The organism is Massilia suwonensis (assembly GCF_042655665.1).
Lineage (GTDB): Bacteria > Pseudomonadota > Gammaproteobacteria > Burkholderiales > Burkholderiaceae_D > Telluria > Telluria suwonensis.
In genome coordinates, this window is record NZ_JBHSMR010000013.1 from 1,687,948 (window position 1) to 1,713,248 (window position 25,301).

The following is a 25,301-nucleotide window of genomic DNA, read 5'->3' on the forward strand; positions in this document are numbered from 1 at the left end:
CGTTTTTTTTGCCGGGCCGGATCCGATGCGGTCCCATATATGTCGACGCGGCATCCCGCATGCTGTTCGAACAAGTTTCGTAATCAGCTTGATCACGCTTTGAAGCCTGGACACCACATGTGCGCGGCGCCGGGCGTGCTCTCCTTGACGCTCGTTCCGCGCTGGGGCAGAGTTGCGCTATGGCACTATCGATAGTGCGTCCTGTCCCTGTTTCCATGCCCATCGACTTCCAAGCTCCTCCTACCGCACAAGTCCAACCCGCCAGCCCGGTCTCCTTCGACGAACAGTACGAAAAAGCGCGCACGCTCGCCAATTCCGGCCAGCCGGCGCTGGCCCTGGCCGCCTACAACGCGCTGCTGGCGCAGTCGCCCGGCAACGTCGACGTGCTGCTCGGACGCGGCATCGTCTACACGCGCATGGAGCGCTGGAGCGAAGCGCAGGCCGACCTGGAAGCGGCAAGCAAGGCTTCGCCCGACTACGCCGACGTCTGGCTCGCGTTGGGCAACCTGCACCAGTGGCACGACCAGCCGCAGCAGGCGGTGGATGCCTACGGCCGCCTGGTGGCGCTGCGTCCGAGCGATGCCTCCGCCTGGCAGGCGCGTGCGCGCGCCAACCGCGCCGCCGGCCGCACGGCCGAAGCGCGCGCCGACCTGGAAAAGGCGCGCACGCTGGGCGCCAGCGGCGCCGAGATCGACGCCGCCCTGGCGGCGCTGGAACCACGCTCCGCTCCTCTTCCTGAGCCGCAGCTGCAGCCGCGCGCCGGCAATCCGGAGGCGGCGCTCGCCGCCGGCTACACCTGGGCGGCCAGCCTGTCGGGCAGCTGGACCGACGTCGGTTCCGGCCCGCGCTGGAACGACCAGACCGCGAGCGTGCGCCACTACATGAAGGGTGGTTCGATCGGCTTCGAGACACTGCGCGCACACCGCTTCGACCAGACCGGCCACGCCTGGGCGCTCGACGCCTATGCCGACCTGTGGAGCGGCGCCTATGCCAACATCCGCTACCAGCGCGCCCCCAGCGCGCGCCTGTTCCCGGCCAACTCCGGCCGCATCGAGGTCTACCAGTCGCTCGGCAACGGCTGGGAAGCCTCGCTCGCCGACGACGTGCTCGGCTTCGATTCGCGCGTGAACATCTACGGCTTCGGCCTTGGCAAGTACGTGGGCAACTGGTACGTCCAGCTGCGCCACCAGGCCATCGTCTCGGAAGGCTCGCACAGCAACGGCCAGCGCCTGCTGGCGCGCTACTACTATGCGGGCGACGCCGACAGCTACCTGGAAGCGACCGCCAACAGCGGCCGCAGCGACGACCCGCTGTCGCTGTCGGGCGGGCGTGCTCGCTCCGGCGGCGGCAGCGTCACCTGGGTGCGCTACTGGTCGGACAACTGGGGGACGAAAGTCGGCGCCAGCTTCTCGCGCGGCGCCAACGATGCACGCGAGCGCGGCGTGTCGGTAGGGCTGTACCGCCGATGGTAATGCCGGATCGCCCACGCGCCCTGGCGGACCGTCTCGCGCGCGCCCTCTCCTTTTCCTTCGATGCGCTGCCGGCCCTGGTGCTGGCCTGGCTCTGCCTGCGCATCGCCGAAGCCGTCCACGCCAGCAGCATCGGCGTACCGCAGGCGACCCTGTTCGGCGCTGGCCTCGGCAACGACCTGCTGTCGCTGCTGCGTTTCGGCTTCGTGTTCCTGCTCGGCGCGCTGCCGCTCGCCTTGATCCCGTCTGCGCGCTGGCGCACCCTGGCCCTCGGCCTGGTCTGGAGCGCGCTGCTGTTCGCGCATGCCGCGCTGCTGCAATACCACTGGATCTCGGGCGTGCCGCTCGGCGCCGACCTGTTCGCCTACTCGGGCACTGAAGTCGCCGCCACCGTCGCCGGCGGCTGGTCGCTCAGCCCCCTGCTCGGCATCGCCCTGCTGGCGGCGCTGGCCGTGCTGTGGACCATGCTTTCGCTGAGCGTGCGCGCCTGGTGGCCGCGCGCCGGCACCCGCACCGTGTACGTCGCGCTGGCCCTCAGCCTGCTCGCCTTCGTTCTCGCGCCGCAGCGCTTCGCGCCGCCGGTCGCACACACCGACGCCGACCTGGCCTACCTGGGCAACAAGACCGCCTTCTTCATCGATAACAACCTGGCGCGCCTGCGCAACCCGGACGACGATGCCGCGACGCCGCGCGTAAAAGCGCAGGCGCCGTGGTCGGGGCTCGACCCGCGCTACCCCTTCCTGCACGCCGAGCGCACGCCCGATACGCTCGGCCCGCTGTTCAATGTGCGACCCGGTGCGCCGCCGCCGAACCTGGTCTTCATCATCGTCGAAGGCCTGGGCCGCAGCTTCTCCGGTCCGGGCGCGCGCCTGGGCAGCTTCACGCCCTTCCTCGACGAACTGGCGGGCCGCAGCCTGTACTTCGAAAACTTCCTGTCCGGCCAGGGCCGCACCTTCGGCGTGCTGACCACGGTCTTCGGTTCGCTCCCCTTCGGCGAAAGCGGCCTGGCCGCGCTCGGCGACAAGCTGCCGCAGCACGATTCGCTGCTGTCGGTGCTGAAGGCCCAGGATTACCGCCTGCGCTTCTATTCCGGCTCGAACCTGGAGTTCGACAACGAAGGCCTGTTCCTGCGCCGCCAGGGCGTCGACAGCCTGGTGAGCGAACAGGATTTCAAGCCGCCCTACCAGCGCAGCAACGACTGGGGCTATGCCGACCGCGACCTGATGGAGGTGGCCCTGGCACGCGAAGCGCAAGCGCCGGCCGGCCCTCACGTCGGCATCCTCCAGACCACCAGCATGCACAGCCCGTTTACTTTCCCGGGCAAGGACGACTACCTGCGCCGCGTCGACGAACGCATGCGCGCGCTGAAGCTGCCGGACAATCCGGTGTACCGCAACGGCCGCGACATCTTCGCCAGCATCCTGTACACGGACGACGCGCTGCGCATGTACTTCGAACGCGCAGCCAAACTGCCGGGCTTCGATAACACGGTCTTCGTCATCACCGGCGACCACCGCCTGCCCGAACTGCCGATGGACACCCGCATCGAGCGCTACCACGTGCCGCTGATCGTGTATTCGCCGCTGCTGAAAGGCCCGCGCAGCATCCGTTCGGTCTCCTCGCAATTCGATATCGCGCCTTCGCTGCTGGCCTTCCTCTCGAACGGCTACGGCCTGAAGTCGCCGGTTGATGTGACCTGGGTCGGCACCGGCCTGGACACCGAGGAATCCTTCCGCAACCTGCACGCGATCCCGCTGAAGCAGACCAAGAGCGAGATGAGCGACTTCGTCTCCGGCACTGCCTACCTGGCGCAGGGCCAGCTCTACACGCTGGGCGACGGCATGCAGACCGACCGCAATAACGATCCGGAAGCGCTGGCGCGCGCCCAGGCCCAGTTCCGCGCCTTTTTAAAAGCGAACGGCACGGCCGGACGCAGCGAGGCGCTGGCGCCGCAGAAGGAAGCGAAGCTGGCGGCCTACGGCGGCGAGCGCACGCTGCGCGGCGTGGCGCTGGCCGCCATGGCGGGCGACATCGGCGTGACCGGCGTGCGCCGCGCGGGCGGAACCTCGGTTGGCTCCGCAGCCGTGTTCCAGGCGACCTTCACCAACCACGGCGCGGCCCGCTCGCCGCAGTTCGTGCCGCTCTTCGTCGTCGCCAACGAACACGGCCTGGAACTGGGCGAGACCGCGGCGCCGGCGCGCACGCTCGAACCGGGCGAATCGGCCACCATTACCTGGCAGCCGGACCTGCGCAAGGTCGTTCCGGGCACCTATTTCGTCTCGGCCCTGCCCTCGCATCCGGAAACCGGGCGCTCGCTCGGCGTCGGCCAGTACCACGTGGAGGCCAGGCTGTGAAGCGCCTGCTCGCCGCCCTGCTGCTCACCTGCGCATCCGTGGGGGCGTCTGCCGAACCCGCCGCGCCGCGCGCGATCTGGACCTGGGAAGAGGATTCGTACGCGATGCTCGAACAGCCGGCCGCCGCCAGCCGCGCGATCGATTTCCTGAAATCGAAATCGATCGACACCGTGTTCCTGTACGCCGACGCCTTCGGCGGACGCAACCTGATCAAGGAACAGCCGCAGCTCTACCGGCGCCTGGTGCGGCGCCTGCACGCATCCGGCATGAAGGCCTACGCCCTGCTCGGCTCCGGCTACCTGCACACCGAGCGCTACGTGCTGCCGAAGCACCGTGCCGAGGCCCTGGCCATGCTGCAGCGCGTCCTCGACTACAACAAGGCGGCCGCGCCCGAGGAACGCTTCGACGGCATCAACGTCGACATCGAGCCGCACATCCTGGCCGAATGGTCGACCCGCAAGATAGCGCTGCTGCGCGAGTTCGTCGAACTCTCCGATGCCCTGATGGCGGCCAAGCGCGCATCAGGCCAGTCGCTGCCGATGGGCCCCGCGATCCCGTTCTGGCTCGACGGCCTGAACGTCGAGTACAAGGGCGTGACGAAGCCGGTCAGCCAGCACGTGCAGGACCTGTACGACTACGTCGCCCTGATGGACTACCGCGACCGCGCCCTCGGGGGCGACGGCATCGTCAGCCATGCGATGGACGAGCTGACCTATGCCGACAAGGCCGGCAAGCAGGTGCTGATCGGCGTCGAGACGCTGCCGAACGCGATCAAGAAGGTCTCGTTCGAGCACTTGCGGGAAGCGGACATGGAGCGCGAACTGGGGATCACGGCGAAGACGGTCGGCGGCATGAAGCCGTTCGGAGGCTTCGTGATTCACCATTATGGGCAGTACCGCAAGTGGCTGGGGCTGGACTGATCCTGCCGTGCCTCGCGTCGCGTCGCCCTGTCGTACCATTCCTGCATCTGCCGACTTTTGCTGGAGCATGGATATGCTAAGAATGGGAACCGACCCCGCACTGATCGACAAACTGGGCGCCCTCGCCGCCCACGTCGTGGAAGAAGCCCTGGCCTCCGGCCTGAGCTGGGACCAGGCCATCACTGCCTTCGGCATCGCCAGCAAGGCGATCGCCGCGCAGGCCGCTACGCAAGGCAACGGCACGCTCGAACAATGCACGGCGCACGCGCAGGAGCGCCTGAAGATCGGCATGGAGCAAAGTGCCGACGTGCTCAAGGCCTGGCTGCGCTGAGAGGCGGGCCTTGCGCCCGCCACTTTCATCGTGACGGCGACTCAGTCCGTCACGACGTGCCACACATCCTTCACCTTGTCGCCCTTGCGCTCGCCCGCCTTGGTGTCGTTGGCGAACAGGTAGAGCGGCTTGCCCTTGTAGGCCAGCTGCTTGCTGCCGTCGTCGCGCGTGACCACCGAGTAGGGCTCCATGACCTTGGTGTTGGCGGGCACCGGTGGCCACATCTTCGCGCACTGGTCGTTGCACGCGCTCTTGCCGGAGCCGGCGGTGTCCTTGTCGAAGGTATAGACCGTCATGCCGGAGGCGTCGGCCAGCACGCCGTCCGTCATTTTGGGGCCGGACTGCGCGAGCGCGCCGCCGCTTGAGAACACGAGTACAGTGCCCAGTGCTGCGAGTACGGGGTGAATCGCTTTCATGGCTGTCTCCTGGTTGTAATTAAAATGCATACCAAGTATAGCGCCGTGTATTGACAATGCTCGGGATCGTTGCCGAAAAAGCACGAAGGCGCGCGACGGGGTGACAATCTGTGACTTTTTATCAACGCTTATCCACTACACTGGCTGCCTGGATAACGCTGAGGAGGACTGGATGAGTACCGAGACGAGGTCGCGCCGCACCTGGATCGCAAGCACGGTGGCCCTGCTGGCCGCCCTTCCCCTGGCGGGCGCGCTCGCCGCCCCCTTCGAGTCGAACCGCATCACGGTGCGCACCGAAGGCGCGGGCCCCGACGTGGTCCTGATCCCCGGCCTGAACTCTTCGCCACGCGCCTGGGCCTCCACTGTCGCCGCATTGCCGGGCTACCGCTACCACCTGGTCCAGGTGTCGGGCTTCGCCGGCCAGCCGGCAGGGGGCAACAAGGAGGGCAATGTCGCGGCGCCGGTCGCCGAAGAAATCGCCCGCTACATCCGGGAGTCGAACCTGAAGCAGCCGGCCGTCATCGGCCACTCGATGGGCGGGACCATCGGCATGATGCTGGCGAGCCGCCATCCGGACAGCTTGTCTCGCTTGATGGTAGTCGACATGTATCCCTTCCTCGGCAGCTTCTTCGCCGGTCCCGGCGCCACGCCGGCCAAAGTCGAGGCGGTGGCCGACGGGGTTGCCGCCGGCATGCGCAGCGCGGCGCCCGACGAGCGGCGCAAGCGCGCCAACGACACCATCGCCGGCATGGTCAATACCGAAGCGATGCGCGAGGGCGCGATCCAGGATTCGATGGGCAGCGATCCGGACGTGGGCATCCGCGCCTACCGCGAGCTGATCGTGACGAACCTGATTCCCGAGCTGCCGAAGATCAGCGTGCCGATGACGGTGCTGTACGTCCAGCCGAAGAGCGTGCCGCTGCCGGCGGAGCAGTTCGACGCCGTCTACAAGGCCGGCTATGCGCCTGTGAAAAACCTGAGCCTGAAGCGCATTCCCGACAGCGCCCACTTCATCATGTGGGACCAGCCGCAGCGCTTCCAGCAGGAGGTGAAGGCTTTCCTGCCTGCGCGTTGAGCTGAGCGACCGCGCATGAAAATGCCATGCTGATCCGGCCTTGCGCCCCAGGCGAAGAATCCGCGCTCCTCGCCATCTTCCAGTCATCCGTCCGCGGCCTGGCTGCGCGCGACTATACGCCCGAGCAGATCGAGGCCTGGTCGCCACTGGAGCCCGGCACGGAAATGCGTGCGCAATGGATCGAACGTATCCGCTCCAACCGTCCCTGGGTCGTGGAGGTGGACGGCTGCCTGGCCGCCTTCGCCGACCTGCAGCCCTCCGGCTACATCGACCAGTTCTTTGTCGCCTCCGGGTTTGCCGGCCGCGGCATCGGCACGGCGCTGATGAGGCACTTGCACGAGGTCGCGCGTGCGCAGGGCATCGCCACGCTGCGCGCGCATGTCAGCCTTACAGCGCAGCCCTTCTTTCGCGGCTTCGGTTTTGTCGTCGAGCGCGAGCAAGAGCCAGTGGTGCGTGGCGTCGCGTTGCGTAACGCGGCCATGTGCAAGCGTCTGGCAGAAAAAACGGACCCGGGCGGCCCTTGACGCCGCCCCCTCGACTGCGTTCTACTCAGCCGCCTGCCTCCACGAACGCTTTCCAGGAACCCCGCACCGATGCTCGATCTGCTGAACGCCATCCCGCGCGAACTGATTCTTCCCCCTGCCAACCTGTTCCTGCTGATCCTCCTTGGCCTGGGGCTCTGGCGCCGCTGGCCACGGACCGGCCGCATCCTGGCCGGGACGGGATTGGCGGCGCTGGCTTTCCTGTCGTCCAACGCGGGCGCGCGCCTGTTCGTCGCGCCGCTGGAACGGATGACCGCGCCGCTGCAGGCGCCGGAACGGGCCGGCGCGCAGGCGATCGTGGTGCTCGCCGCCGGGCGCCTGCGGGCGGCGCCGGAGTACGGCGGCGAGGACATCCCCGATTACGTCGCGCTCGCGCGCCTGCGCTATGCGGCGCACCTGCAGCGGCGCACCGGGCTGCCGCTCCTCGTCAGCGGCGGCCAGGGCGCCAACGCGGGCCGCCTGGGTGCGAAGCAGGATGTGGCGCCGCTGGCCGACGCGATGGCCGTCGCGCTGCGCGAGGACTTCGGCGTGCCGGTGAAATGGGTCGAGGCGCGCTCGCGCGACACCTTCGAGAACGCGCAATTGAGCGCCGCGCTGCTGCGTGCGGACGGCGTCAAACGCGTCCTCCTCGTGACCGACGCGATGCACATGCCGCGCTCGCGCCCCGTGTTCGAGCGCGCCGGGATCGAGGTGGTCGAGGCGCCCACTGTCTTCTTCGGCAAGCAGCCGCTGTCGGTGGCGGCCTGGCTGCCGAGCGCGGAGGGGATGCGGCGCTCGTGGTATGCGATCTACGAATTGATGGGCCTTGCCTGGTACAAGGTGCGCATGGCGAAGAGCAGTGAGACGCGCTGAGCGTTCAACAGAAATCCCGGCTTCCCGTCGTCAGCTTGCCCAGCAAGTGCGACATGTCCACCAGCCTCTTGGCCACCAGGTGCTTTACCTGGCCCTGGCTTTGCCAGATCCCGTACACGCCCAGCAGGTTCGCGCCCAGCACCTCGCGCCGCTGCTGCTCGACCAGGTCGGGCCAGACGATCACGTTGACGTTGCCCGTTTCGTCTTCCAGCGTCACGAACAGCACGCCTTTCGCGGTGCCGGGCCGCTGGCGCACGGTGACCAGACCGCAGCCGCGCGCCAGCTGGCCGTCCTGGTATTCGTTCAGCACCGAGGCCGGCATGAAGCGCTGGGCCAGCAGCTGCTTTCTCAGCAGCGCGATCGGATGGCGGCCCAGGGTCAGCCCTTGCGCGCGGTAGTCGCCGACGATCTCGTCGCCTTCGGAAGGCGCAGCCAGCACCGGCATCTCCTCGACCGGCGAAGTCGGGCGCAGCAAGTCCTTGTCGGGCACGGCGCCGACGGCCTGCCACAAGGCTTCGCGGCGATGGCCGGCGAGCGAGCGCAGCGCGTTGGCGCCGGCCAGCACCTGCAGGTCGCTGCGGTCGAGCCCTGCCCTGCGCGCCAGGTCGGCCACGCTGTCGAAAGGACGGATCGCGCGCGCGTCCTCGATGCGGGCGGCGGCCTCGCGGCTCATGCCGCGCTGGAGCGACAGGCCCAGGCGCACCGCGGGCTGGCGCGTGGAATCATGCAGCTCTTCCAGCGTCGATTCCCAGCCGCTGACCGTGATATCGACCGGCCGCACCTCGATGCCGTGGCGCTGGGCGTCCTGCACCAGCTGCGAAGGGCTGTAGAAACCCATCGGCTGGCTGTTGAGCAGTGCGCACAGGAAGGCCGCCGGCTCGTGGCACTTCATCCAGGAGCTGGCATAGGCCAGCAGCGCGAAGCTGGCCGCGTGCGATTCAGGAAAACCGTATTCGCCGAAGCCCTGGATCTGGCTGAAGATCGCTTCCGCGAATGCGAGTTCGTAGCCGCGTTCCAGCATGCCGCGCACGATGCGGTCGTAATACTGTTCCAGGCCGCCTTTCCGCTTCCAGGCGGCCATCGCGCGGCGCAGCTGGTCGGCTTCGCCCGGCGTGAAGCCGGCGCCGAGGATCGCGACCTGCATCACCTGCTCCTGGAAGATCGGCACACCCAGCGTGCGTCCGAGCGCCGCCTTCATCTCCTCGCTCGGATACACCACCGGCTCCAGGCCCTGGCGGCGGCGCAGGTAAGGATGCACCATGCCGCCCTGGATCGGGCCGGGCCGCACCACCGCCACCTCGATCACGAGGTCGTAGAAGACGCGCGGCTTCATCCGCGGCAGCATGCTCATTTGCGCGCGCGATTCGATCTGGAACACGCCCACCGTGTCGGCCGCGCAGATCATGTCGTAGGTGGCCTGGTCGTCGGGCGGGATGTCCTGCATCTCGAACAGGTTCCCATGGCGCAGGCTGACCAGCTCCAGCGCACGCCGCAGCATCGACAGCATGCCCAGCGCCAGCACGTCGACCTTCATGAGGCCGAGTTCCTCGAGGTCGTTCTTGTCCCACTGGATGACGCTGCGGTCCGCCATGGCCGCGTTCTCGATCGGCACCAGCCGCGACAGTTTTCCTTGCGCGATGACGAAGCCGCCCGGGTGCTGCGACAGGTGGCGCGGGAAGTTCAGCAACTGGGTGGCGAGCGTCGCCCACTGGCGCGACAGCGGCGCTTCCGGATCGAGGCCGGATTCCGCCAGCCGGTTCAGCAGGTCCGCTTTGTTGTCGAACCAGCGGTGGCTTTTGCAGACCTTCTCGATGATGCCGAGATCGACGCCGAGCGCGCGGCCGCTGTCGCGCAGCGCGCTCTTTGGGCGGTAGCTGATCACGACCGCCGCCAGCGCGGCGCGGGTGCGGCCGTACTTGTTGTAGATGTACTGGATCACCTCTTCGCGGCGCTGGTGCTCGAAGTCGACGTCGATGTCGGGCGGCTCGTTGCGCTCCTTCGAGATGAAGCGTTCGAACAGCAAATTGGCGCGCGCCGGATCGACCTCGGTGATGCCGAGGCAGTAGCACACGGCCGAATTGGCGGCCGAGCCGCGGCCCTGGCACAGGATGTTGTTCGAGCGCGCGAAGTGGACGATATCGTAGACGGTAAGGAAGTAGTGTTCATAGCCCATCTCGGCAATGAGTCCCAGCTCGTGCTCGATCTGGCCCTGCACCCTGGCCGGAATGCCTTCCTTGAAGCGGCGGTGCGCGCCGATATAGGTTTCGGCGCGCAGGAAGCTGGTTGCCGTGTGCCCTTTCGGCACCACTTCGTTCGGGTACTCGTAGCGCAGCTCGTCGAGCGAGAAGGTACACAGGGAAGCGATACGGAGTGTCTCATTCAGCGCTTCGCGCGAATAGATGTTCGCCAGGCGCAGGCGCGCGCGCAGGTGCTGTTCGGCGTTCTGCGCGAGACCATAGCCGCATTCGGCCACTGGTTTGCTCAGGCGCGTGGCGGTGAGCGTGTCCTGCAGCGGTTTGCGCGAGCGCACGTGCATCACGACGTGGCCCAGCGCGACGATGGGCAGGCGATGCTGCCAGCCGACTTCCTCGATCGTGACGCGGTGCGCATCGTCGAAGGCGCGGTGCAGCAGCACCAGGCCGAGCCAGGCGCGGTTTGAAAACTGCTGCGCCATCCAGCGCGCCTGTTCGTGCAGGCGGTCGACGTCCTTGGCCTCGAAACCCGGATAAGCGGGAAGCAGGATCGCCAGGCAGTCGGGCATGCCCTTCAGGTGCGCGAACTCCGGCGCCGGGTTGGCGATGTCGTCCGGCGTGAGGAAGTAGGTCCCCTTCTCGCTGCGCGTGCGCCCGAGCGTGATGAACTCGGACAGGTTGCCGTAGCCGTTGCGGTTCTGCGCCAGCAGGATCAGAGAGAGGGCCGGATCGCCGCCCGGATGGTGCAGGTGGAAATGGGCGCCGACGATGAAGGGCAGCCCTGCTTTCTTCGCTTCGGCGTGGGCGCGCACTACACCCGCCAGCGAGCACTCGTCGGTCAGCGCCAGCGCCGAATATCCTAACCGTACCGCCCGCTCCACCAGTTCCTCGGCGTGCGAGGCGCCTTGCAGGAAGCTGAAGTTCGACAGGCAGAACAATTCCGCGTAGTCGGGTAAGTGAGCGGACGGCGGCGCAGATGACATCGGCAGGTCGGTCTTGTGAGTTCACAAAATACTGTATAAAAACACAGTATAACCGACGAGATCAACTTGGCAATAATTTCCGTGCGTTATTAAAAAAGGCACGCAGGCAGACGCTTGTAATGCCCCGATTAATTTGTCACAATGTCCAAAATTAGACTCTTTGTCTTAACCACGAAATACGACACCATGCCTCTTTCGACTTATCTCGGGACCGCGCCGATTTCCGCCGAGCGCGTCTACGTCCATCCATCCGCGCAAGTCATCGGCAATGTCCGCCTTGGCGCCGATTCTTCCGTCTGGTGTAACGCGGTCCTGCGCGGCGACGTCAACGACATCGTGATCGGGAACTGCTCCAACATACAAGACTTCTCGATGGGCCATGTTTCCCACAAGACTCCGCGAAAACCACAGGGCTCGCCCCTTGTCATCGGCGATTACGTCACCGTTGGACACTCGGTCATCCTGCACGGCTGCCGAATCGGAAACGAATGCCTGATCGGCATGGGCAGTATCGTCATGGACGACGTCGTCATTCCGGACCACGTCATGATAGGCGCGGGCAGCCTGATTTCGCCGGGCAAGACGCTGGAAAGCGGTTTCCTGTACACGGGCCGGCCGGCCGTCAAAATCCGGCCATTGAGCGCCGACGAAATCGCTTACCTGCGTTACTCGGCCGAGCACTACGTGCGGGTCAAGGACAATTATTTGAACGCCCAGGAGCAGGCCTGATGTCCCCTATTCCACACGCCATGCTCGATGCGCAGCATGCTTCCCTGATCGATCAGGTCCAGCATATCGCGCAGGGTTTGGCCCAGACCTTTGCCCCGTTCTGCGAAGTGGTCGTGCACGATTTGCGCGATCCGAAGCACGCCGTGCTCGCCATTCACAATAACCTGTCCGGCCGCGCCGCCAGCGATCCGGCGACGGAACTCGGCCTGGCGCGCATCGCCGACAAGGACTATCCGCAGGTCGTGGCCAACTACACCAACCAGTTCCCTGACGGCCGCCCGGCGAAAAGCACTTCGATCGGCATCCGCGACGCCGAGGGCCGCTACGTCGCCGCACTGTGCCTGAACGTGGACCTGACGCTGTTTCGCTCGATGCAGAACGCGCTTGCGCAGTTCACCGCGACCGATGCCTCGCCCGTGCAGGAATCGCTCGACCCGGCCAACGCCGAAGCGATCCGCCGGCGCATCGACCAGTATGCGGCGAGCCTGGCATCGTCGCCGCAACTGCTGAAGGCGGGCGAGCGCCGCGCGCTGATGCGGGAACTGAAGACCAGCGGCTTCCTCGAAGTGCGGCGCGCCATCGAAATCGCGGCGGCACACCTGGGCATTTCGCGCGCGACCGCCTACAACGACATCAAGTAAGGAGAACATGAATGAACACGCTTAGCCTGCCCACCTACGACGACGTGGTCCAGGCGGCCGCACGCATTGCCGGCGCCGCCAACCATACTCCCGTCCTGACCTCGCGCACCGTCAATGAAGAATTCGGCGCCGAGGTGTTTTTCAAATGCGAAAACATGCAACGGATGGGCGCATTCAAGTTCCGCGGCGCCTACAACGCGCTGTCGAAGTTCACGCCGGAGCAGCGCCGTGCCGGCGTGGTCGCTTTCTCGTCGGGCAACCATGCCCAGGCGATCGCCCTCGCGGCAAGGCTGCTGGGCATGCCGGCCACGATCGTGATGCCGCACGACGCGCCGGCGGCGAAGGTGGCGGCGACAAAAGGCTACGGCGGCAATGTCGTCGTCTACGATCGCTACACAGAGGACCGCGAGCAGATCGGACGCGAACTGGCGGACAAGCACGGCCTGACCTTGATCCCGCCCTACGATCACCCTGACGTCATTGCGGGCCAGGGCACCGCCGCCAGGGAGCTGTTCGAAGAAACCGGACCACTCGACGCATTCTTCGTCTGCCTGGGCGGCGGCGGCCTGCTGGCCGGGTCGGCCCTGTCGACCCGGGCCTTGTCGCCGCAGTGCAGGCTGTATGGCGTCGAGCCGGAGGCCGGCAACGATGGCCAGCAATCGTTCCGCTCGGGCGCCATCGTCCACATCGACACACCCAAAACGATTGCCGACGGCGCCCAGACCCAACACCTCGGCAAGCATACTTTCCCGATCATCCAACGCGATGTCGACGACATCCTGACCGTCTCCGACGACGAACTGGTGCAGTGCATGCGCTTCTTTGCCGAGCGCATGAAGATCGTCGTCGAGCCGACCGGATGCCTTGGATTCGCCGCGGCGCGGCAGATGAAAGACGCGCTGCGCGGCAAGCGGGTCGGCATCCTCGTCAGCGGCGGCAATATCGACCTGGCGCGCCTGAGCGGCTTCCTGGCGGGCTGATGCACTTCATGTCCGAAACACCGAATCCGCCAGGCGTCGGCCCTACGCCCGTATTCCTGAAGCTGGCCGAGCTGCTCGACACCCGACAAGCCCGCTATCGGGTCATCGAGCATCCGGCAGCCGGCAAGTCCGAAGAAGTCGCCCGTATCCGTGGTACTCTTGCTACGGACGATTACCTGCGGATCGCCCAGCCGCGGTTGGCGGACATCCGCCAACAATGATGCTGCCTTACTTGTATGGCTGGATGTCCTTGTAGCGGTTTGATGAGCCCCTGAGGCCAGGCCCCGCCTCCTCTATGCAAAAAAGTTGACGACCACATAGAGCAGCGCCTGCACTGTCGCAAACACGACGCCCGACACCAGCGCCGCCGCTCCCGCCGCCACGGCCAGCCCCGCCACGATCCAGTAACCATCGCGTTCCAGCACGCCCAGCGCCAGTATGCTGATCGCCAGCGCCGGCAACATGTTCCCCAGCGGGATCGGCAGCAGCACGACGATCGCCAGCAGCAAACACACCAGGCCGACCAGGTATTCCATCGGCGGCAAGGCCCAGGCGCTGGCGCGGGGGCGCAGCATTTTTTCGGCGCGCCGCAGCCACGGGCAGATCCGTGCGATCAGTCCCTGGAAGTCGGTCCGCGCCATCGAACGGCGGCTGATGAAGCCGGGCAGCCAGGGCTTGCGTTTGAAGGCCAGCTGCGCCGCCAGCAGCACCAGCGGCGCGCCCAGGATCACCGAGGTGCCGGGCAGCGCCGGCAGCGCGTTCGGGCAGGCGAACACGAACAGCAAGGCGCCCAGCGCGCGGTCGGACAAGGCGGCCAGCAAGTCGCCCACCGAAATGCGTTCGCGCGCGCCGTCCTCGGCCAGCTGCTGCAGCACATCCGACAGCGGCGGACCGCTGGCCCCTGTCTTCAGCGCCTCATTCTCCTGCTCGCGCGCGCCCATCAGGCACCTTGCAGGGCCGCGATGCGTTCTTCGATCGGCGGATGGCTCGAGAACAGCGCCATGGCGCCACCCTTGCCCGAGATGCCGAAGGCCGCCATGTTCTTCGGCAGCGCGCCCTCGTCCAGGCCGCCGAGGCGGCGCAATGCCGCGATCATCGGCTGCGGGCGGCCGAGGATGCCGGCGGCGCCGCGGTCGGCGCGGAACTCGCGCTGGCGCGAGAACCAGGCGACGATGATGCTGGCCAGGATGCCGAACACGATCTCGCACACGACCACCGTCACCATGTAGCCGATGCCGGGACCGGACTGCTCGGAGTCGTTCTTGCGCAGCATGCCGTCCACGAAGTAGCCGACGATGCGGGCCAGGAAGATCACGAAGGTGTTCACCACGCCCTGGATCAGGGTCAGCGTCACCATGTCGCCGTTGGCGATGTGGGCCACCTCGTGCGCGAGCACGGCTTCCACTTCTTCCTTCGACATCGAGGCCAGCAGACCGGTCGACACCGCGACCAGCGAACTGTTTTTCGTCGCGCCGGTGGCGAAGGCATTCGGCTCGCCCTCATACACGGCCACCTCCGGCATGCCGATGCCAGCCTTGCGCGCCTGGCTTGCCACGGTCTCCATCAGCCAGTGTTCGGTCGAATTCGCAGGCTGGGCGATGACGCGGGCGCCGGTCGACCATTTCGCGATCGGCTTCGACAGGAACAAGGAGATGAAGGCGCCCCCAAACCCCATCAGCGCGGCAAAGGCGAGCAGCATGCCGAGATCGAGGCCATTGGCGGTGAGGAAGCGGTTCACGCCCAGGAGGCTCGCCGTGAGGCTGAGGACAAGGACAATGGCCAGGTTAGTGGCCAGGAACAGGACGATGCGTTTCATGATGTGCTTTCTTGGTGCGGTAAAAAATGTGGTTCAGGAGGCGGCATCGGCCGCCACGGGTTCGGCGATGCGGCGGATCGCCACGCTGACGATGCGGCGCTCCTCGACGGCCAGGATCTCGAAGCGCAGGCCATCGAGCTCGATGTGCTGCCCTGCCTCGGGGAAGCCTTCGAAGCGCGCCAGCAGGAAGCCGGCCAGCGAGGTGTACTCGCTTCCCTCGCCGACCAGGGCATCGGTCTCCAGCACCTGCTCGAGCTGGCGCAGGTCGGCCGATCCGCTGGCTTCCCATTCGCCGGCAGCCTTGGCCTGGATCGCCGGCTGCTCGTCTTCGTCGGGGAATTCGCCGGCGATGGCTTCCAGAATGTCGACGGGGGTCAGCAGGCCCTGGACGACGCCGTATTCGTCGGTCACCAGCACAGGCTGGCCGTGCGCGCGCTGCAGGATCTCGATGGCACGCAGCACGCCTGCCGTATCGGGCAGGACGATGGCCGCGCGCAGCGGGCTGCCTTCGCCGGATTCGAGAATGCCCTGGCGCAGCGCCAGGCCGGCGATCAGGTCCTTGGTGCGGGCGATGCCCAGCATGTTTTCGAGCTCGCCGCGGCACACGGGCAGCTGGCTGTGCGGCGTGTCCTGCAGCTGGCGCAGGATGGCGGCCGGGTCGTCGTCGAGATCGACCCAGGACAGCTCCGAGCGCGGCGTCATGACCGAGCGGATCGAGCGCTCGCCCAGCGCCAGCACGCCGCTGACCATGTTGCGTTCTTCCAGCGCGAAGGCTTCCTGCGGCGCCTGCGCGTCCGGCTCCTCGGCTGCGGCGACGCCGCGCTTGCGGCTGCCCATCAAACGCAGCACCCGTTCGGCCGTGCGCTCGCGCAGCGGCACGCGCGCCTCGTGCTTGAGCGAGTTACGGCGCGCGAACTGGTTCAGCGCTTCGATCAGGATCGAGAAGCCGATCGCCGCGTACAGGTAGCCCTTCGGGATATGGAAGCCGAGGCCTTCGGCCACCAGACTCAGGCCGATCATCAGCAGGAAGCTCAGGCACAGCACGACCACGGTCGGATGCGCGTTGACGAAGCGCGTCAGCGCCTTCGACGCCAGGATCATGACGCCGATCGAGATGATCACGGCCGCCATCATGACGCCCAGTTCGTCGACCATGCCGACCGCCGTGATGACGGCGTCCAGCGAGAACACGGCGTCGAGCACGACGATCTGCGCCACGACTGCGCCGAAGGCCGCATAGGCTTTGGATTCGGACTGGGTGTGGGTCACCCCTTCCAGGCGTTCGTGCAGTTCGGTGGTGGCTTTGAATAGCAGGAACAGGCCGCCCATCAGCAGGATCAGGTCGCGCCCCGAGAAGCTGAGCGGCCCGAGGGAAAACAGCGGTGTGGTGAGCGTGACCAGCCAGGACACGATGGTCAGCAGACCAAGGCGCATCAGCATCGCCAGCGACAGGCCGATCAGCCGCGCGCGGTCGCGCTGATGCGGCGGCAGCTTGTCGGCCAGGATGGCGATGAAAATCAGGTTGTCGATGCCGAGGACGATTTCGAGCACGACGAGTGTCAGCAATCCCGCCCAGATTGCAGGGTCGAATAGCCATTCCATGTTACTTACCTCGTGAATTTCGGATGAAGAAAATTGGAGCGCGCAGGCCTCTGGCTAAGCCAGACGGCAGGGCGCACCGAGCGCGACGAACGGCGCACGCCGGGCGCGCAAGGAATGCGCGCGGCGCGGCCGCAGCTCAGCGGACGGGAGGCGGTTTTATTGGCGGGAAAGGCGCGAGGCCGTGCCTGAACGGCACGTGGGAGGAAATCGATCCGTCAGGCGGCAGCGGCGCGACTGGCTGCCCTTCGCCGGACACGGAATCGTGGTAATCCATGCCGGAAGGCGGCTCGTCCGGATCGAGCTCGCCCAGCGACGGCTGATCCATCTCCATGCCGGCATCGGCAAGCGCTGCCGGCATTACCTGTTCCACCGCAGCGGCGTGCCGGTCCGATGCGACGGACATGGACAGCGCGAAGACGTTCAGGGGGAACAGCAGGATCAGGAAAATGACGAAAACTCGTCGCATAAAGGTGTCGTTGGACGGGACAGGTCCAGTATAGCAGCTTCTTTTTGCGGCCTGCGGGAAGCGTTCGGCTGTGGCAGACTCGGATTCTCGATCAATTGCTCACCCTCATGAATACACAGAACTTCACCTGCTTCGGCGCCGCCCACGGCGGAGGCAACCCGGCCCTTGTCGTCGAGGACGCGCCACTTGACCTGGCCCAGCGCGCCCAGCTGGCGCGCGAGCGGGCGCTCACTTGCGTCTTCATCGATGCAGCAAGCGAACCCGGCACAACCGCGACGCTCGATTTCGTCTACCCGCACATGCGCAGTCCCCTGTGCCTGCATGCGACGCTGGCGGCCGCGCAGGTACTGTTCGCGCGCCACGGCGTTTCAGAACCATTGACGGTGACGACGGCGATGCGTGGCCAGCGCCTGACCCTGTCGCGCGAGGACGAGACGGTGTTCGTCGGGCTGGCGCGGCAGGAGGCGCCGCAGGTCGACGCCGATGCGGCCCTGGCCAGGCGTTTATTGAACGCGCCCGGCCTCGCACTGGCCAGCGCGCCCGTCGTCGCCTCGGTCGGCAGCCCGAAGCTGCTGCTGGAAGTAGCGGACCTGGACACGCTCTACGCGCTGGCACCCGACCTGCAAGCGATCGCCGCCTGGGGCCGCGCGAATGGCGTCAGCGGCTGCTACGCCTGGTGCCGCAGCGGCGAGCACGAAGCCGAAGGCCGCAACTTCAACCACCTCGATCCGGCGCTGGAAGACAGCGCCACCGGCGTCGCGGCGGGCGCGCTGACGGTTGCGCTCGGACATGGGCTGACGCTGCATCAGGGCCGCGCCACCGGACGCGAATGCGTGATCCGTACGCTGCTCGATGGCGACGCCGTGCTGGTAGGTGGGCGGGTAAAGGCCCTCGATAATACTTGACTGCCTTGCAACCCCAGTGCCTAATAGAAACTTTCTTTTTCACCAATAAGGCAGGTGCTGGCGTGAGACCAAACGGGATGCGGTGGGGACGAGCGGCGTGCATCGGTGCGCTCGCCGTATGGATGGGCGCGGCGGGCGCGGCGCTGCCTGCGCCAACCGAGGAAGACCAGGCCATGGCGAACGAGCTGCAGCATCTGCTGACGCGCTCCTTCGCGCTGCCGCAGGACGTGAAGCTCGACCCCGAGCTGCGTTCGGCCGCCGACGCGCTCGCCGCCGCCCACCTGGAGCGGATGAAGCCGCAGCTGCTGTCCTGGGTGCAGGAAGAGCGCAGCGTGCAGGCCGGCGCGGACGGCAAGGCCAGGTCCACCGACGTCTTTTACGCGGCGACGGCGCGCCTGCTCAACGAACTGGCCTACTGGCATATCGAACCCGGCGACGCCGAGTACGAAGCGGCGACACTCGACGCGATCCGGCAATCGCCCTCGGTCTGCCTGACCGGCCAGGAAGCGCTCTTCGTCGACTATTCAAGCAGGATCCTGCGCCTGCAGGCCATGCCGGCGGCCCGGCGCCAGGCCGCGCTGGCAAGCGAAGCCCGCTTGCTCGAACGCTGGGGCAAGCCGCGCCAGGCCGCCCTGCCGTGGCCGAAGCTGCCGCCGCAGGACGCTGCGATGGGCGCCGTCGTCCAGCTGCTGGACGGAGGCGAGCGCCCGCCGCTGGCGCTGCCGCCGGCGCTCTCGTCGCGCCTGCTGTCCGCGCGCGCCGCCTACCGGGAACTGCCGCGCGAAACCCGATGCGCCTTCCAGCGCTGGTGGCTGCAGGTCGGCCTGGCAAAGGGCCAGCCGGCAGGCGACGTCCTCAACGCATTCCGCTACGGCACGCTGGTGAGCGCGGCGGAGCGCCTGGCCCCTACCCTCCCGCCGACGCCGGCGGCGTCCGCGAACGGCCTCCCCCCGTATCCTCCCCTCGCCGCGCGCTACGACGTCACCGGCGTCACGATGGTATGGCGCCGCTTCGACGCCAGCGGCAAGCACCTGCTGGCCAGCGTCATCGAGCGCCAGGTGGACGTGCGCGGCATCCGCGGCATGCGCCCGATCGCCTTCGAGGACACCTTCGACGCGCTGGCAACCGATCATGCCATCCAGACTGCCGGATCGGGCCGGACTCCCCTGGCGCTACGGATGGTCTGGCGCCTGCCCCCTCCTGCCGACGGAAAGAAACCATGACCGAGACCATAACGCGCACAGGCCGCGCCCGCCGCCTGCTCCTGCCCGCCGCGCTGGCGCTGGCCAGCCTGGCCAGCCCTGCCCTGGCCGCCGATCCCGCACCAGGCAAGCCGCCCATTACGGCAGCCTCCGAAAGCGCGCTGTGGTGGGGCGACTTCGCCGCGCTGGAGCAGCAAAACGCCATGTACCGGCAAGCCGGCCGCTTCAACCCGGACGGCACGCCGCAGCTCGACCTGTTCCGCAGCGGGCTCGGCAAGGTCTTCAATGCCAGGATCAAGAACCCCGAGCCCTACATGAAGGAGCTCGACGCCATGACGCTGCAGTGGGCCCAGGCGAACCCACGCTCCGCGTTCGCGCACGTCCTGCACGCGCGGGCCCTGCTGGCACACGGCGAGTCGTACCGCGGCACCAGCTTCGCCAAGGACGTGTCGGAAGACAGCTGGAAGGTCTACCACCGCTACCTGAACCAGGCCGCGGCCTACCTGAAGGACAACGCGGACGTGGCCCTGGCCGACAGCTACGCGCACTATGTCCTGATCCGGATCGGCACGGGACTGGGATGGACGAGCGCGCAGCTGGAAGCCATCGCCGAGGCGGGCCTGCAGCGCAACCCGGAGGATAAGGACATCCACTTCGCCATGGTCAACCGCCTGCTGCCCAAATGGGGCGGCGACAGCCGCTCGCTCGACGCCTACATCCGCAAGGCGACCGAACAAACGCGCGCCCGCTTCGGATGGGGCACCTATGCGCTGCTGTACTCGGAAGCGGAAGAAGACCAGTACGGCAAGGCCCTGTACGAGGACAGCCATGCCGACTGGGACAAGATCAGGCGCGGCTACGACGACCTGCTGGAGCGCTATCCGGACAGCGCTCCATTGCGCAACCGCTACGCCTACATGGCCTGCATCGCGCGCGACAAGCCGGCGCTGCGGCGCCTGCTGGAGCAGCTCGGCAGCCGGCTGCAGACCGATGCATGGGGCAGCAATCCGGAGCGCACCATCGAAACCTGCCGGGGCTGGGCGACGCAGGTGTGATGCAGCACCCCCGGTCGCAGTCGACCGGAGCCGTTTGCGTGTTAAATTAATACAAACACAACGCAAATGGAGACCCCATGACCTTCTCGACCCTCGCCCGCCGCTGCCTCGGCGCCCTCGCCCTTTCCGCTCCCCTGCTCGCCTTCGCCTACCCGACCGGCCCCATCGAATGGGTCGTGCCCTACGCCGCCGGCGGCGGCTCGGACGTCGTGGCGCGCGTGATCGCGTCCGAAATGAGCAAGACCCTGGGCCAGCCGATCGTCATCAACAACAAGCCGGGCGCGGGCACCAACATTGGCGCGGCCTATGCGGCCAAGGCGAAGGCCGACGGCCAGCTGGTGCTCACCGCCGACACGGCGACCCTCTCCACCAACGGGTTCCTGTACGCGAAACCGGGCTACAACGCGGAACAGGATTTCGCGCCGGTCGGCCTGATCGCGCGCTTCCCGATGATCCTGGTCGTCAATCCCCAGGTGCCGGCCAAGAACCTGCAGGAGTTCCTGGCCTGGACCAAGGCGCAGTCGAATGCACCGGCCTACGCCAGCCCGGGCGCCGGCAGCCCGCACCATCTGGCCACCGAACTGTTTTCCGACCTCGCCAAACTGAAGCTGACCCACGCGCCCTACAAGGGCGCGGCGCCGGCCGTGCAGGACGTGATCGGCGGCCAGGTGCCTTTCATGTTCGTCGACACCGCGGCCGGCGGCTCGCACATCCGCGCCGGCAAGCTGCGCGCGATCGGCGTGGCCAGCCTGAAGCGGGTGCAGCAGTTCGACAGTATCCCGACCCTGGCCGAACAGGGCCTGGCCGGCTTCGAAGCCTATGCCTGGCAAGGCCTGGTGGCACCGGCCAAGACCCCGGCGGCGGCCGTGCAGGCGCTGAACAAGGCGCTGCTGCAGGCGGTCGGCACGCCGGCCGTCAAGGAGCGCTTCCAGACCCTGGGCCTGGAAGCGATTCCAGGCAGCCCGGAAGAGATGGCGGCCTACGCCAAGTCCGAGCGCGAGAAGTGGGGCAAGGTGATCAAGGCCAAGGGCATCCAACTCGATTGATCCCGGTCAGCCGCAGGGCGTTCCCAAGGCGCCCTGGACCGCCCCATTTTGGTGCAAACGTTGTGTTTCAGACACAGCCAGTGGTTGAGTCCGTAAATATTGATTAGCATGCAATTTTGACCTTTGGAGAAGTTGCGTGCTCAAACAAAAACAACTGCGCCGCGCCGTGCTGCTGGCCCTGTACGGCAGCGCCGCCCTGACGCTGGCCCCTGCGGCCTCCGCCCAGACCGCAAGCCCTGACGCCGCCCAGGCGGACGCCGTGCAGAGCGTGCACGTGGTCGGCACCCGCCGCACCGGCGCCGCATCGAGCACCGACACCCCGGTCCCGGTCGACATCATTCCGATGACGCGCCTGGCCGAACAGGGCAGCCAGTTCGACCTGGCCCAGACCCTGACGAATATCTCGCCCTCGTTCAACTCGACGCGCCAGAGCGGCGCCGACGGCGCCGACCTGATCGACTCGGCCGCCCTGCGCGGCCTCGGCTCCGACCAGACCCTGGTGCTGGTGAACGGCAAGCGCCGCCACACGACGGCCCTGGTCAACCTGTTCGGCGCGCGCAACCGCGGCAACACCGGCACCGACATGAACGCGATCCCGCTGCTGGCGATCCGCAACGTGCAGGTGCTGCGCGACGGCGCCGCCGCCCAGTACGGGTCGGACGCGATCGCCGGCGTGATGAACATCGAACTGAAGAAAAGCCTGGGCTGCGAAGCGGTGGCCGGCTACGGCCAGTATTCGGAAGGCGACGGCGAGAACTTCCTGGCCTCGGCCTACTGCGGCGTCGCGCTCGGCGGCGGCAGCTTCGGCATCACCACCGAATACCTGCACCGCGACCGCTCGAACCGCGCTGAAGCGGACAATCCGCGCATCATCGGCGACAGCAAGACCGAAAACCAGACCGTGTATATCAACGGCGAGATCCCGCTCGGCACCGGCCGCCTGTACACGACGCTCGGCGTGCAGCGCCGCGACGCATCGTCGGCCGCCTTTGCACGCGGCGGCGTCGGTTCCGACGACATCCCGTCGCGCAACTCGGCCGCCATGTACCCGAACGGCTTCGTCCCCTTCATCAACGGCGACCTCGACGACCGCTACGGCACCCTCGGCTACCGCCTGAAGTTCGGCGAATGGAATGCGGACTTCTCGCAGACCTACGGCTACAACCGCCTCGATTACACGATCGCGAATACCCTGAACGCCTCGATCGCCAACCTCGACCTCGAGAACGGCGGCAGCGGCGTCAGCGCCAATTCCTTCGGCGCCGGCGGCTTCTCGTTCCGCCAGCTGACCACCAACGCCGATTTCAGCCGCTTCTACCCCGGCGTATTCAACGGCCTGAACGCGGCCTTCGGCCTGGAATACCGCAAGGAGAACTACAAGATCTTCGCCGGCGAACCGGGCTCCTACATCGACGCCGACGGCGTGGGCGTGGGCGGCAATGCCGGCAGCCAGGGCTTCCCGGGCTTCCAGCCGGGCGACGCGACCAACCGCAGCCGCCACAGCACGGCCGCCTACATCGACCTCGAGACCGACGTCACCGACCGCCTGAAACTGCAGGCCGCGCTGCGCCACGAGCGCTTCTCGGACTTCGGCTCGACCACCGACGGCAAGCTCGCCGCCGCCTTCAAGCTGGGCGGCGACGTCCTGCTGCGCGGCTCGGTGAGCACCGGTTTCCGCGCGCCGTCGCTGCAGCAGGTCTACTTCTCCTCGACCTTCACCGACTTCGTCAACGGCCAGCCGCTCGACGTGGTGCTGGCGCCGAACGGCGGCGCGGTGGCGAATGCCGCCGGCATCCCGGCCCTGAAGGAAGAGAAGTCGAAGAGCGCGACTTTCGGCGCGACCTGGACGCCGTCGCAATCGACCTCGCTCACCGCCGACCTGTACCGCATCGACATCGACGACCGCATCGTGCTGTCGGGCCGCTTCGACGCCGACAACTACCCGGCGCTGGGCGCGACCCTGCAGTCGCTGGGCGTGGGCCAGGCCCAGTTCTTCGTCAACTCGGTCGACACCGAAACCAAGGGCCTGGACATCACGGCCTCGCACCGTATGCCGCTGGCCGCCGGCCGCCTCAATACCTTCCTCGCGCTGAACTTCAGCAAGACCGAAGTGACGGGCGTGCATGCGCCGAGCGCGCTGGCCGGCTTCGAGGACGTGCTGCTGTCCGAGCGCGAGCGCCTGTTCATCGAACAGGGCGGCCCGCGCCGCAAGGCCACGCTGGGCTTCGAGTACACGCAGGGCAAACTCGGCACCGACTTCCGCATCATCCACTTCGGCCCGCAGACCCTCGGCACCTTCTCGGGTCCGCCGGTCCCGAACGCGCACTACGAAGCGAAGACCTCGGCCGATCTGTCCTTCAGCTGGTCGTTCAGCGACAAAACTCGCCTGACTGTGGGCGGCACCAACATCTTCAACGTGAAGCCGACCGCGCAGGATGAGAACGAGACCGACAACGGCTTCAAGTACGAGAGCGTGCAGTTCGGCCTGAACGGCGCGGCGGTGTTTGCGCGCCTGTGGCACAAGTTCTGATGCAAGGCATCGTGAACATGGCAGCATGAATGACGGGGGCACGCGAGTGTCCCCGTCTTTTTTCGAGGATCCAGGATGGACGAACACACACGACTGACATGCATCCGGAACGCCTGGGACATCCACCAGACTGTCGAGGACAGCTATCACCGGCATCCCGCATGCAATCGCGAGACCGACCCGGACGCATGGCGCGAGCGGCAGCGCTTCCTGCTGGCCGACATGGCGATCCATTTGCTGCAAACGGCGCTGCAGCCCGGCGCCATCGACCTGGAGAAGTTGAAGAATAATGTGCACGCGATCCTGACGATCTCGGATTCCTTCCTGCCACATGCCGGACTGAAACAGGCAACCGACAAGCTCTACAGCGCTCCCTGACTGGGGCCGATGAAAATGCCGGCACGGCCGTCGGAGGCAAACAATATGAAACGCCTGGACGTGACAGGTGCGCACGCTTGGTGGCGACGCCGGAACACCGATGGCAGAGCAGCCCTTGCCTGGCGCTGCTATCCTCCATGCTTTCATTCGCATAATTCAGCCATGTCGACCCATTTCTACGAACCCCGTAACGGCCACGGCCTCCCGCACGACCCGTTCAATGCGATCGTCGGACCACGCCCGATCGGCTGGATCTCGTCCCTGAGCCTGGACGGCGTACCGAACCTGGCGCCCTACAGTTTCTTCAACGCGTTCAACTATGTCCCGCCCATCGTCGGATTCGCCAGCATCGGCGAGAAGGACACGCTGCGCAACGTGCGCGACACCGGGGAATTCGTCTGGAACCTCGCGACCCGGCCCCTGGCGGAAGCGATGAATCTCAGCTGCACGGCAGCCGCGCCGGAGGTGGACGAGTTCGCACTGGCGGGACTGAACGCCGCTCCCTCGCGCCTGGTGAGCGTGCCGCGCGTGGCCGAGAGCCCGGTCTCCTTCGAATGCCGGGTCACGCAGATCATCCAGTTGCAAGGCGCCGGCGGCGAGGCGGTGCCGACCTGGCTGACCCTGGGCGAAGTCGTGGGCGTGCACATCGACGAAGCCCTGCTCAAGGACGGCGTCTACGATACGGCCGGCGCCGGCCACATCCTGCGCGGCGGCGGACCTGCGGACTATTTTTCGATCGGGCCGGAGCAGCTGTTCCGCATGTTCAGGCCGCGCTAGGGCCAAGCCGCCATCCATCCCGACTTATAATCGGGAAATC

The 25,301-nt window shown here is 66.9% G+C and carries 24 protein-coding genes; 18 read left to right on the plus strand and 6 right to left on the minus strand.

The window, feature by feature from the left end; translation table 11 throughout:
* Positions 1-215 precede the first annotated feature (215 nt).
* The 4 genes from ACFPQ5_RS15630 (at position 216) to ACFPQ5_RS15645 (ending at position 5,074) form a co-directional block, all read left to right on the plus strand.
* Positions 216-1,472 carry a YaiO family outer membrane beta-barrel protein gene (locus ACFPQ5_RS15630; RefSeq protein ID WP_379757457.1) on the plus strand — a complete coding sequence of 419 codons (1,257 nt, stop codon included), beginning with the start codon at positions 216-218 and terminating at the stop codon, positions 1,470-1,472.
* A complete protein-coding gene (locus ACFPQ5_RS15635; RefSeq protein ID WP_379757460.1) occupies positions 1,472-3,823 on the plus strand; it encodes an LTA synthase family protein in 2,352 nt (783 codons plus the stop codon). Before ACFPQ5_RS15630 ends, ACFPQ5_RS15635 begins: the two co-directional genes overlap by 1 nt.
* Entirely contained in the window at positions 3,820-4,743 is a 924-nt protein-coding gene (locus tag ACFPQ5_RS15640) for a glycoside hydrolase family 18 protein (RefSeq protein ID WP_379757463.1), read from the plus strand. The genes ACFPQ5_RS15635 and ACFPQ5_RS15640 overlap by 4 nt, the downstream gene beginning before the upstream one ends.
* 82 nt (positions 4,744-4,825) lie before the next feature.
* The gene (locus tag ACFPQ5_RS15645; protein ID WP_379757466.1) at positions 4,826-5,074 is read left to right on the plus strand and encodes a hypothetical protein; all 249 of its coding nucleotides are present in this window, start codon (positions 4,826-4,828) and stop codon (positions 5,072-5,074) included.
* Positions 5,075-5,115: 41 nt separating this feature from the next.
* Here the strand turns inward: ACFPQ5_RS15645 and ACFPQ5_RS15650 are convergent, their stop codons facing one another.
* Positions 5,116-5,490, minus strand: a complete 375-nt coding sequence (locus ACFPQ5_RS15650) for a COG4315 family predicted lipoprotein (protein WP_379757469.1) — start codon at positions 5,488-5,490, stop codon at positions 5,116-5,118.
* Between the two features lie 172 nt (positions 5,491-5,662).
* On the opposite strand from ACFPQ5_RS15650, the gene ACFPQ5_RS15655 reads away from it, so the two are divergent.
* The 3 genes from ACFPQ5_RS15655 to ACFPQ5_RS15665 all read left to right on the plus strand — a co-directional run bounded on the left by ACFPQ5_RS15655 (position 5,663) and on the right by ACFPQ5_RS15665 (position 7,959).
* Positions 5,663-6,565 carry an alpha/beta fold hydrolase gene (locus ACFPQ5_RS15655; RefSeq protein WP_379757472.1) on the plus strand — a complete coding sequence of 301 codons (903 nt, stop codon included), beginning with the start codon at positions 5,663-5,665 and terminating at the stop codon, positions 6,563-6,565.
* Between the two features lie 26 nt (positions 6,566-6,591).
* Positions 6,592-7,089, plus strand: coding sequence for a GNAT family N-acetyltransferase (locus ACFPQ5_RS15660; RefSeq protein WP_379757475.1), 498 nt, complete (start codon positions 6,592-6,594; stop codon positions 7,087-7,089).
* A gap of 69 nt (positions 7,090-7,158) precedes the next feature.
* The gene (locus ACFPQ5_RS15665) at positions 7,159-7,959 is read left to right on the plus strand and encodes a YdcF family protein (protein ID WP_379757478.1); all 801 of its coding nucleotides are present in this window, start codon (positions 7,159-7,161) and stop codon (positions 7,957-7,959) included.
* 4 nt (positions 7,960-7,963) lie between these two features.
* On the opposite strand, the gene ACFPQ5_RS15670 is transcribed toward ACFPQ5_RS15665, so the two are convergent.
* Complete coding sequence (locus ACFPQ5_RS15670) at positions 7,964-11,134, minus strand: error-prone DNA polymerase (protein ID WP_379757481.1); 3,171 nt, start codon at positions 11,132-11,134, stop codon at positions 7,964-7,966.
* A gap of 186 nt (positions 11,135-11,320) precedes the next feature.
* Here ACFPQ5_RS15670 and ACFPQ5_RS15675 point away from each other — a divergent pair, with 186 nt between their 5' ends.
* The 4 genes from ACFPQ5_RS15675 to ACFPQ5_RS15690 are packed head-to-tail and all read left to right on the plus strand — an operon-like array spanning position 11,321 to position 13,705.
* Complete coding sequence (locus ACFPQ5_RS15675; protein WP_379760131.1) at positions 11,321-11,863, plus strand: gamma carbonic anhydrase family protein; 543 nt, start codon at positions 11,321-11,323, stop codon at positions 11,861-11,863.
* Entirely contained in the window at positions 11,863-12,504 is a 642-nt protein-coding gene (locus ACFPQ5_RS15680; RefSeq protein WP_379757484.1) for a helix-turn-helix transcriptional regulator, read from the plus strand. The genes ACFPQ5_RS15675 and ACFPQ5_RS15680 overlap by 1 nt, the downstream gene beginning before the upstream one ends.
* A gap of 11 nt (positions 12,505-12,515) precedes the next feature.
* Positions 12,516-13,484, plus strand: coding sequence for a threo-3-hydroxy-L-aspartate ammonia-lyase (locus ACFPQ5_RS15685; RefSeq protein WP_379757488.1), 969 nt, complete (start codon positions 12,516-12,518; stop codon positions 13,482-13,484).
* Complete coding sequence (locus tag ACFPQ5_RS15690; RefSeq protein ID WP_379757491.1) at positions 13,484-13,705, plus strand: YbaK/EbsC family protein; 222 nt, start codon at positions 13,484-13,486, stop codon at positions 13,703-13,705. Before ACFPQ5_RS15685 ends, ACFPQ5_RS15690 begins: the two co-directional genes overlap by 1 nt.
* 72 nt (positions 13,706-13,777) lie before the next feature.
* Here the strand turns inward: ACFPQ5_RS15690 and ACFPQ5_RS15695 are convergent, their stop codons facing one another.
* From ACFPQ5_RS15695 to ACFPQ5_RS15710, 4 genes are all read right to left on the minus strand, one after another.
* On the minus strand, positions 13,778-14,425 hold the full coding sequence (locus ACFPQ5_RS15695; protein WP_379757494.1) for an exopolysaccharide biosynthesis protein: 648 nt from the start codon (positions 14,423-14,425) through the stop codon (positions 13,778-13,780).
* Positions 14,425-15,300, minus strand: coding sequence for a protease HtpX (gene htpX / locus ACFPQ5_RS15700; RefSeq protein WP_379757497.1), 876 nt, complete (start codon positions 15,298-15,300; stop codon positions 14,425-14,427). The genes ACFPQ5_RS15695 and htpX overlap by 1 nt, the downstream gene beginning before the upstream one ends.
* Positions 15,301-15,333: 33 nt before the next feature.
* Positions 15,334-16,902 carry a TerC family protein gene (locus ACFPQ5_RS15705; RefSeq protein ID WP_379757500.1) on the minus strand — a complete coding sequence of 523 codons (1,569 nt, stop codon included), beginning with the start codon at positions 16,900-16,902 and terminating at the stop codon, positions 15,334-15,336.
* Positions 16,903-17,038: 136 nt separating this feature from the next.
* Complete coding sequence (locus tag ACFPQ5_RS15710; RefSeq protein WP_379757503.1) at positions 17,039-17,368, minus strand: hypothetical protein; 330 nt, start codon at positions 17,366-17,368, stop codon at positions 17,039-17,041.
* 107 nt (positions 17,369-17,475) lie between these two features.
* Between ACFPQ5_RS15710 and ACFPQ5_RS15715 the strand changes: the two genes are divergently transcribed.
* The 7 genes from ACFPQ5_RS15715 to ACFPQ5_RS15745 all read left to right on the plus strand — a co-directional run bounded on the left by ACFPQ5_RS15715 (position 17,476) and on the right by ACFPQ5_RS15745 (position 25,261).
* Positions 17,476-18,273, plus strand: a complete 798-nt coding sequence (locus ACFPQ5_RS15715; protein ID WP_379757506.1) for a PhzF family phenazine biosynthesis protein — start codon at positions 17,476-17,478, stop codon at positions 18,271-18,273.
* A gap of 77 nt (positions 18,274-18,350) precedes the next feature.
* Positions 18,351-19,496, plus strand: coding sequence for a hypothetical protein (locus ACFPQ5_RS15720; RefSeq protein ID WP_379757509.1), 1,146 nt, complete (start codon positions 18,351-18,353; stop codon positions 19,494-19,496).
* A complete protein-coding gene (locus ACFPQ5_RS15725) occupies positions 19,493-20,530 on the plus strand; it encodes a DUF4034 domain-containing protein (RefSeq protein WP_379757512.1) in 1,038 nt (345 codons plus the stop codon). Before ACFPQ5_RS15720 ends, ACFPQ5_RS15725 begins: the two co-directional genes overlap by 4 nt.
* A gap of 77 nt (positions 20,531-20,607) precedes the next feature.
* A complete protein-coding gene (locus ACFPQ5_RS15730; protein WP_379757515.1) occupies positions 20,608-21,576 on the plus strand; it encodes a Bug family tripartite tricarboxylate transporter substrate binding protein in 969 nt (322 codons plus the stop codon).
* A gap of 136 nt (positions 21,577-21,712) precedes the next feature.
* Positions 21,713-24,106, plus strand: a complete 2,394-nt coding sequence (locus tag ACFPQ5_RS15735; protein WP_379757518.1) for a TonB-dependent receptor plug domain-containing protein — start codon at positions 21,713-21,715, stop codon at positions 24,104-24,106.
* Positions 24,107-24,181: 75 nt separating this feature from the next.
* Entirely contained in the window at positions 24,182-24,484 is a 303-nt protein-coding gene (locus ACFPQ5_RS15740) for a hypothetical protein (RefSeq protein ID WP_379757521.1), read from the plus strand.
* A 162-nt stretch (positions 24,485-24,646) separates the two neighbouring features.
* Positions 24,647-25,261, plus strand: a complete 615-nt coding sequence (locus ACFPQ5_RS15745; protein ID WP_379757524.1) for a flavin reductase family protein — start codon at positions 24,647-24,649, stop codon at positions 25,259-25,261.
* The last annotated feature ends 40 nt before the right edge of the window (positions 25,262-25,301 follow it).

Bases quoted from the DNA above. Each gene is read 5' to 3' on its own strand.
- ACFPQ5_RS15630 (WP_379757457.1), top strand. From the start codon at position 216: ATGCCCATCGACTTCCAAGCTCCTCCTACCGCACAAGTCCAACCCGCC.
- ACFPQ5_RS15635 (WP_379757460.1), top strand. From the start codon at position 1,472: ATGCCGGATCGCCCACGCGCCCTGGCGGACCGTCTCGCGCGCGCCCTC.
- ACFPQ5_RS15645 (WP_379757466.1), top strand. From the start codon at position 4,826: ATGGGAACCGACCCCGCACTGATCGACAAACTGGGCGCCCTCGCCGCC.
- ACFPQ5_RS15650 (WP_379757469.1), bottom strand. From the start codon at position 5,490: ATGAAAGCGATTCACCCCGTACTCGCAGCACTGGGCACTGTACTCGTG.
- ACFPQ5_RS15655 (WP_379757472.1), top strand. From the start codon at position 5,663: ATGAGTACCGAGACGAGGTCGCGCCGCACCTGGATCGCAAGCACGGTG.
- ACFPQ5_RS15660 (WP_379757475.1), top strand. From the start codon at position 6,592: ATGCTGATCCGGCCTTGCGCCCCAGGCGAAGAATCCGCGCTCCTCGCC.
- ACFPQ5_RS15665 (WP_379757478.1), top strand. From the start codon at position 7,159: ATGCTCGATCTGCTGAACGCCATCCCGCGCGAACTGATTCTTCCCCCT.
- ACFPQ5_RS15670 (WP_379757481.1), bottom strand. From the start codon at position 11,134: ATGTCATCTGCGCCGCCGTCCGCTCACTTACCCGACTACGCGGAATTG.
- ACFPQ5_RS15675 (WP_379760131.1), top strand. From the start codon at position 11,321: ATGCCTCTTTCGACTTATCTCGGGACCGCGCCGATTTCCGCCGAGCGC.
- ACFPQ5_RS15680 (WP_379757484.1), top strand. From the start codon at position 11,863: ATGTCCCCTATTCCACACGCCATGCTCGATGCGCAGCATGCTTCCCTG.
- ACFPQ5_RS15685 (WP_379757488.1), top strand. From the start codon at position 12,516: ATGAACACGCTTAGCCTGCCCACCTACGACGACGTGGTCCAGGCGGCC.
- ACFPQ5_RS15690 (WP_379757491.1), top strand. From the start codon at position 13,484: ATGCACTTCATGTCCGAAACACCGAATCCGCCAGGCGTCGGCCCTACG.
- ACFPQ5_RS15695 (WP_379757494.1), bottom strand. From the start codon at position 14,425: ATGGGCGCGCGCGAGCAGGAGAATGAGGCGCTGAAGACAGGGGCCAGC.
- htpX (WP_379757497.1), bottom strand. From the start codon at position 15,300: ATGAAACGCATCGTCCTGTTCCTGGCCACTAACCTGGCCATTGTCCTT.
- ACFPQ5_RS15705 (WP_379757500.1), bottom strand. From the start codon at position 16,902: ATGGAATGGCTATTCGACCCTGCAATCTGGGCGGGATTGCTGACACTC.
- ACFPQ5_RS15710 (WP_379757503.1), bottom strand. From the start codon at position 17,368: ATGCGACGAGTTTTCGTCATTTTCCTGATCCTGCTGTTCCCCCTGAAC.
- ACFPQ5_RS15715 (WP_379757506.1), top strand. From the start codon at position 17,476: ATGAATACACAGAACTTCACCTGCTTCGGCGCCGCCCACGGCGGAGGC.
- ACFPQ5_RS15720 (WP_379757509.1), top strand. From the start codon at position 18,351: ATGCGGTGGGGACGAGCGGCGTGCATCGGTGCGCTCGCCGTATGGATG.
- ACFPQ5_RS15725 (WP_379757512.1), top strand. From the start codon at position 19,493: ATGACCGAGACCATAACGCGCACAGGCCGCGCCCGCCGCCTGCTCCTG.
- ACFPQ5_RS15730 (WP_379757515.1), top strand. From the start codon at position 20,608: ATGACCTTCTCGACCCTCGCCCGCCGCTGCCTCGGCGCCCTCGCCCTT.
- ACFPQ5_RS15740 (WP_379757521.1), top strand. From the start codon at position 24,182: ATGGACGAACACACACGACTGACATGCATCCGGAACGCCTGGGACATC.
- ACFPQ5_RS15745 (WP_379757524.1), top strand. From the start codon at position 24,647: ATGTCGACCCATTTCTACGAACCCCGTAACGGCCACGGCCTCCCGCAC.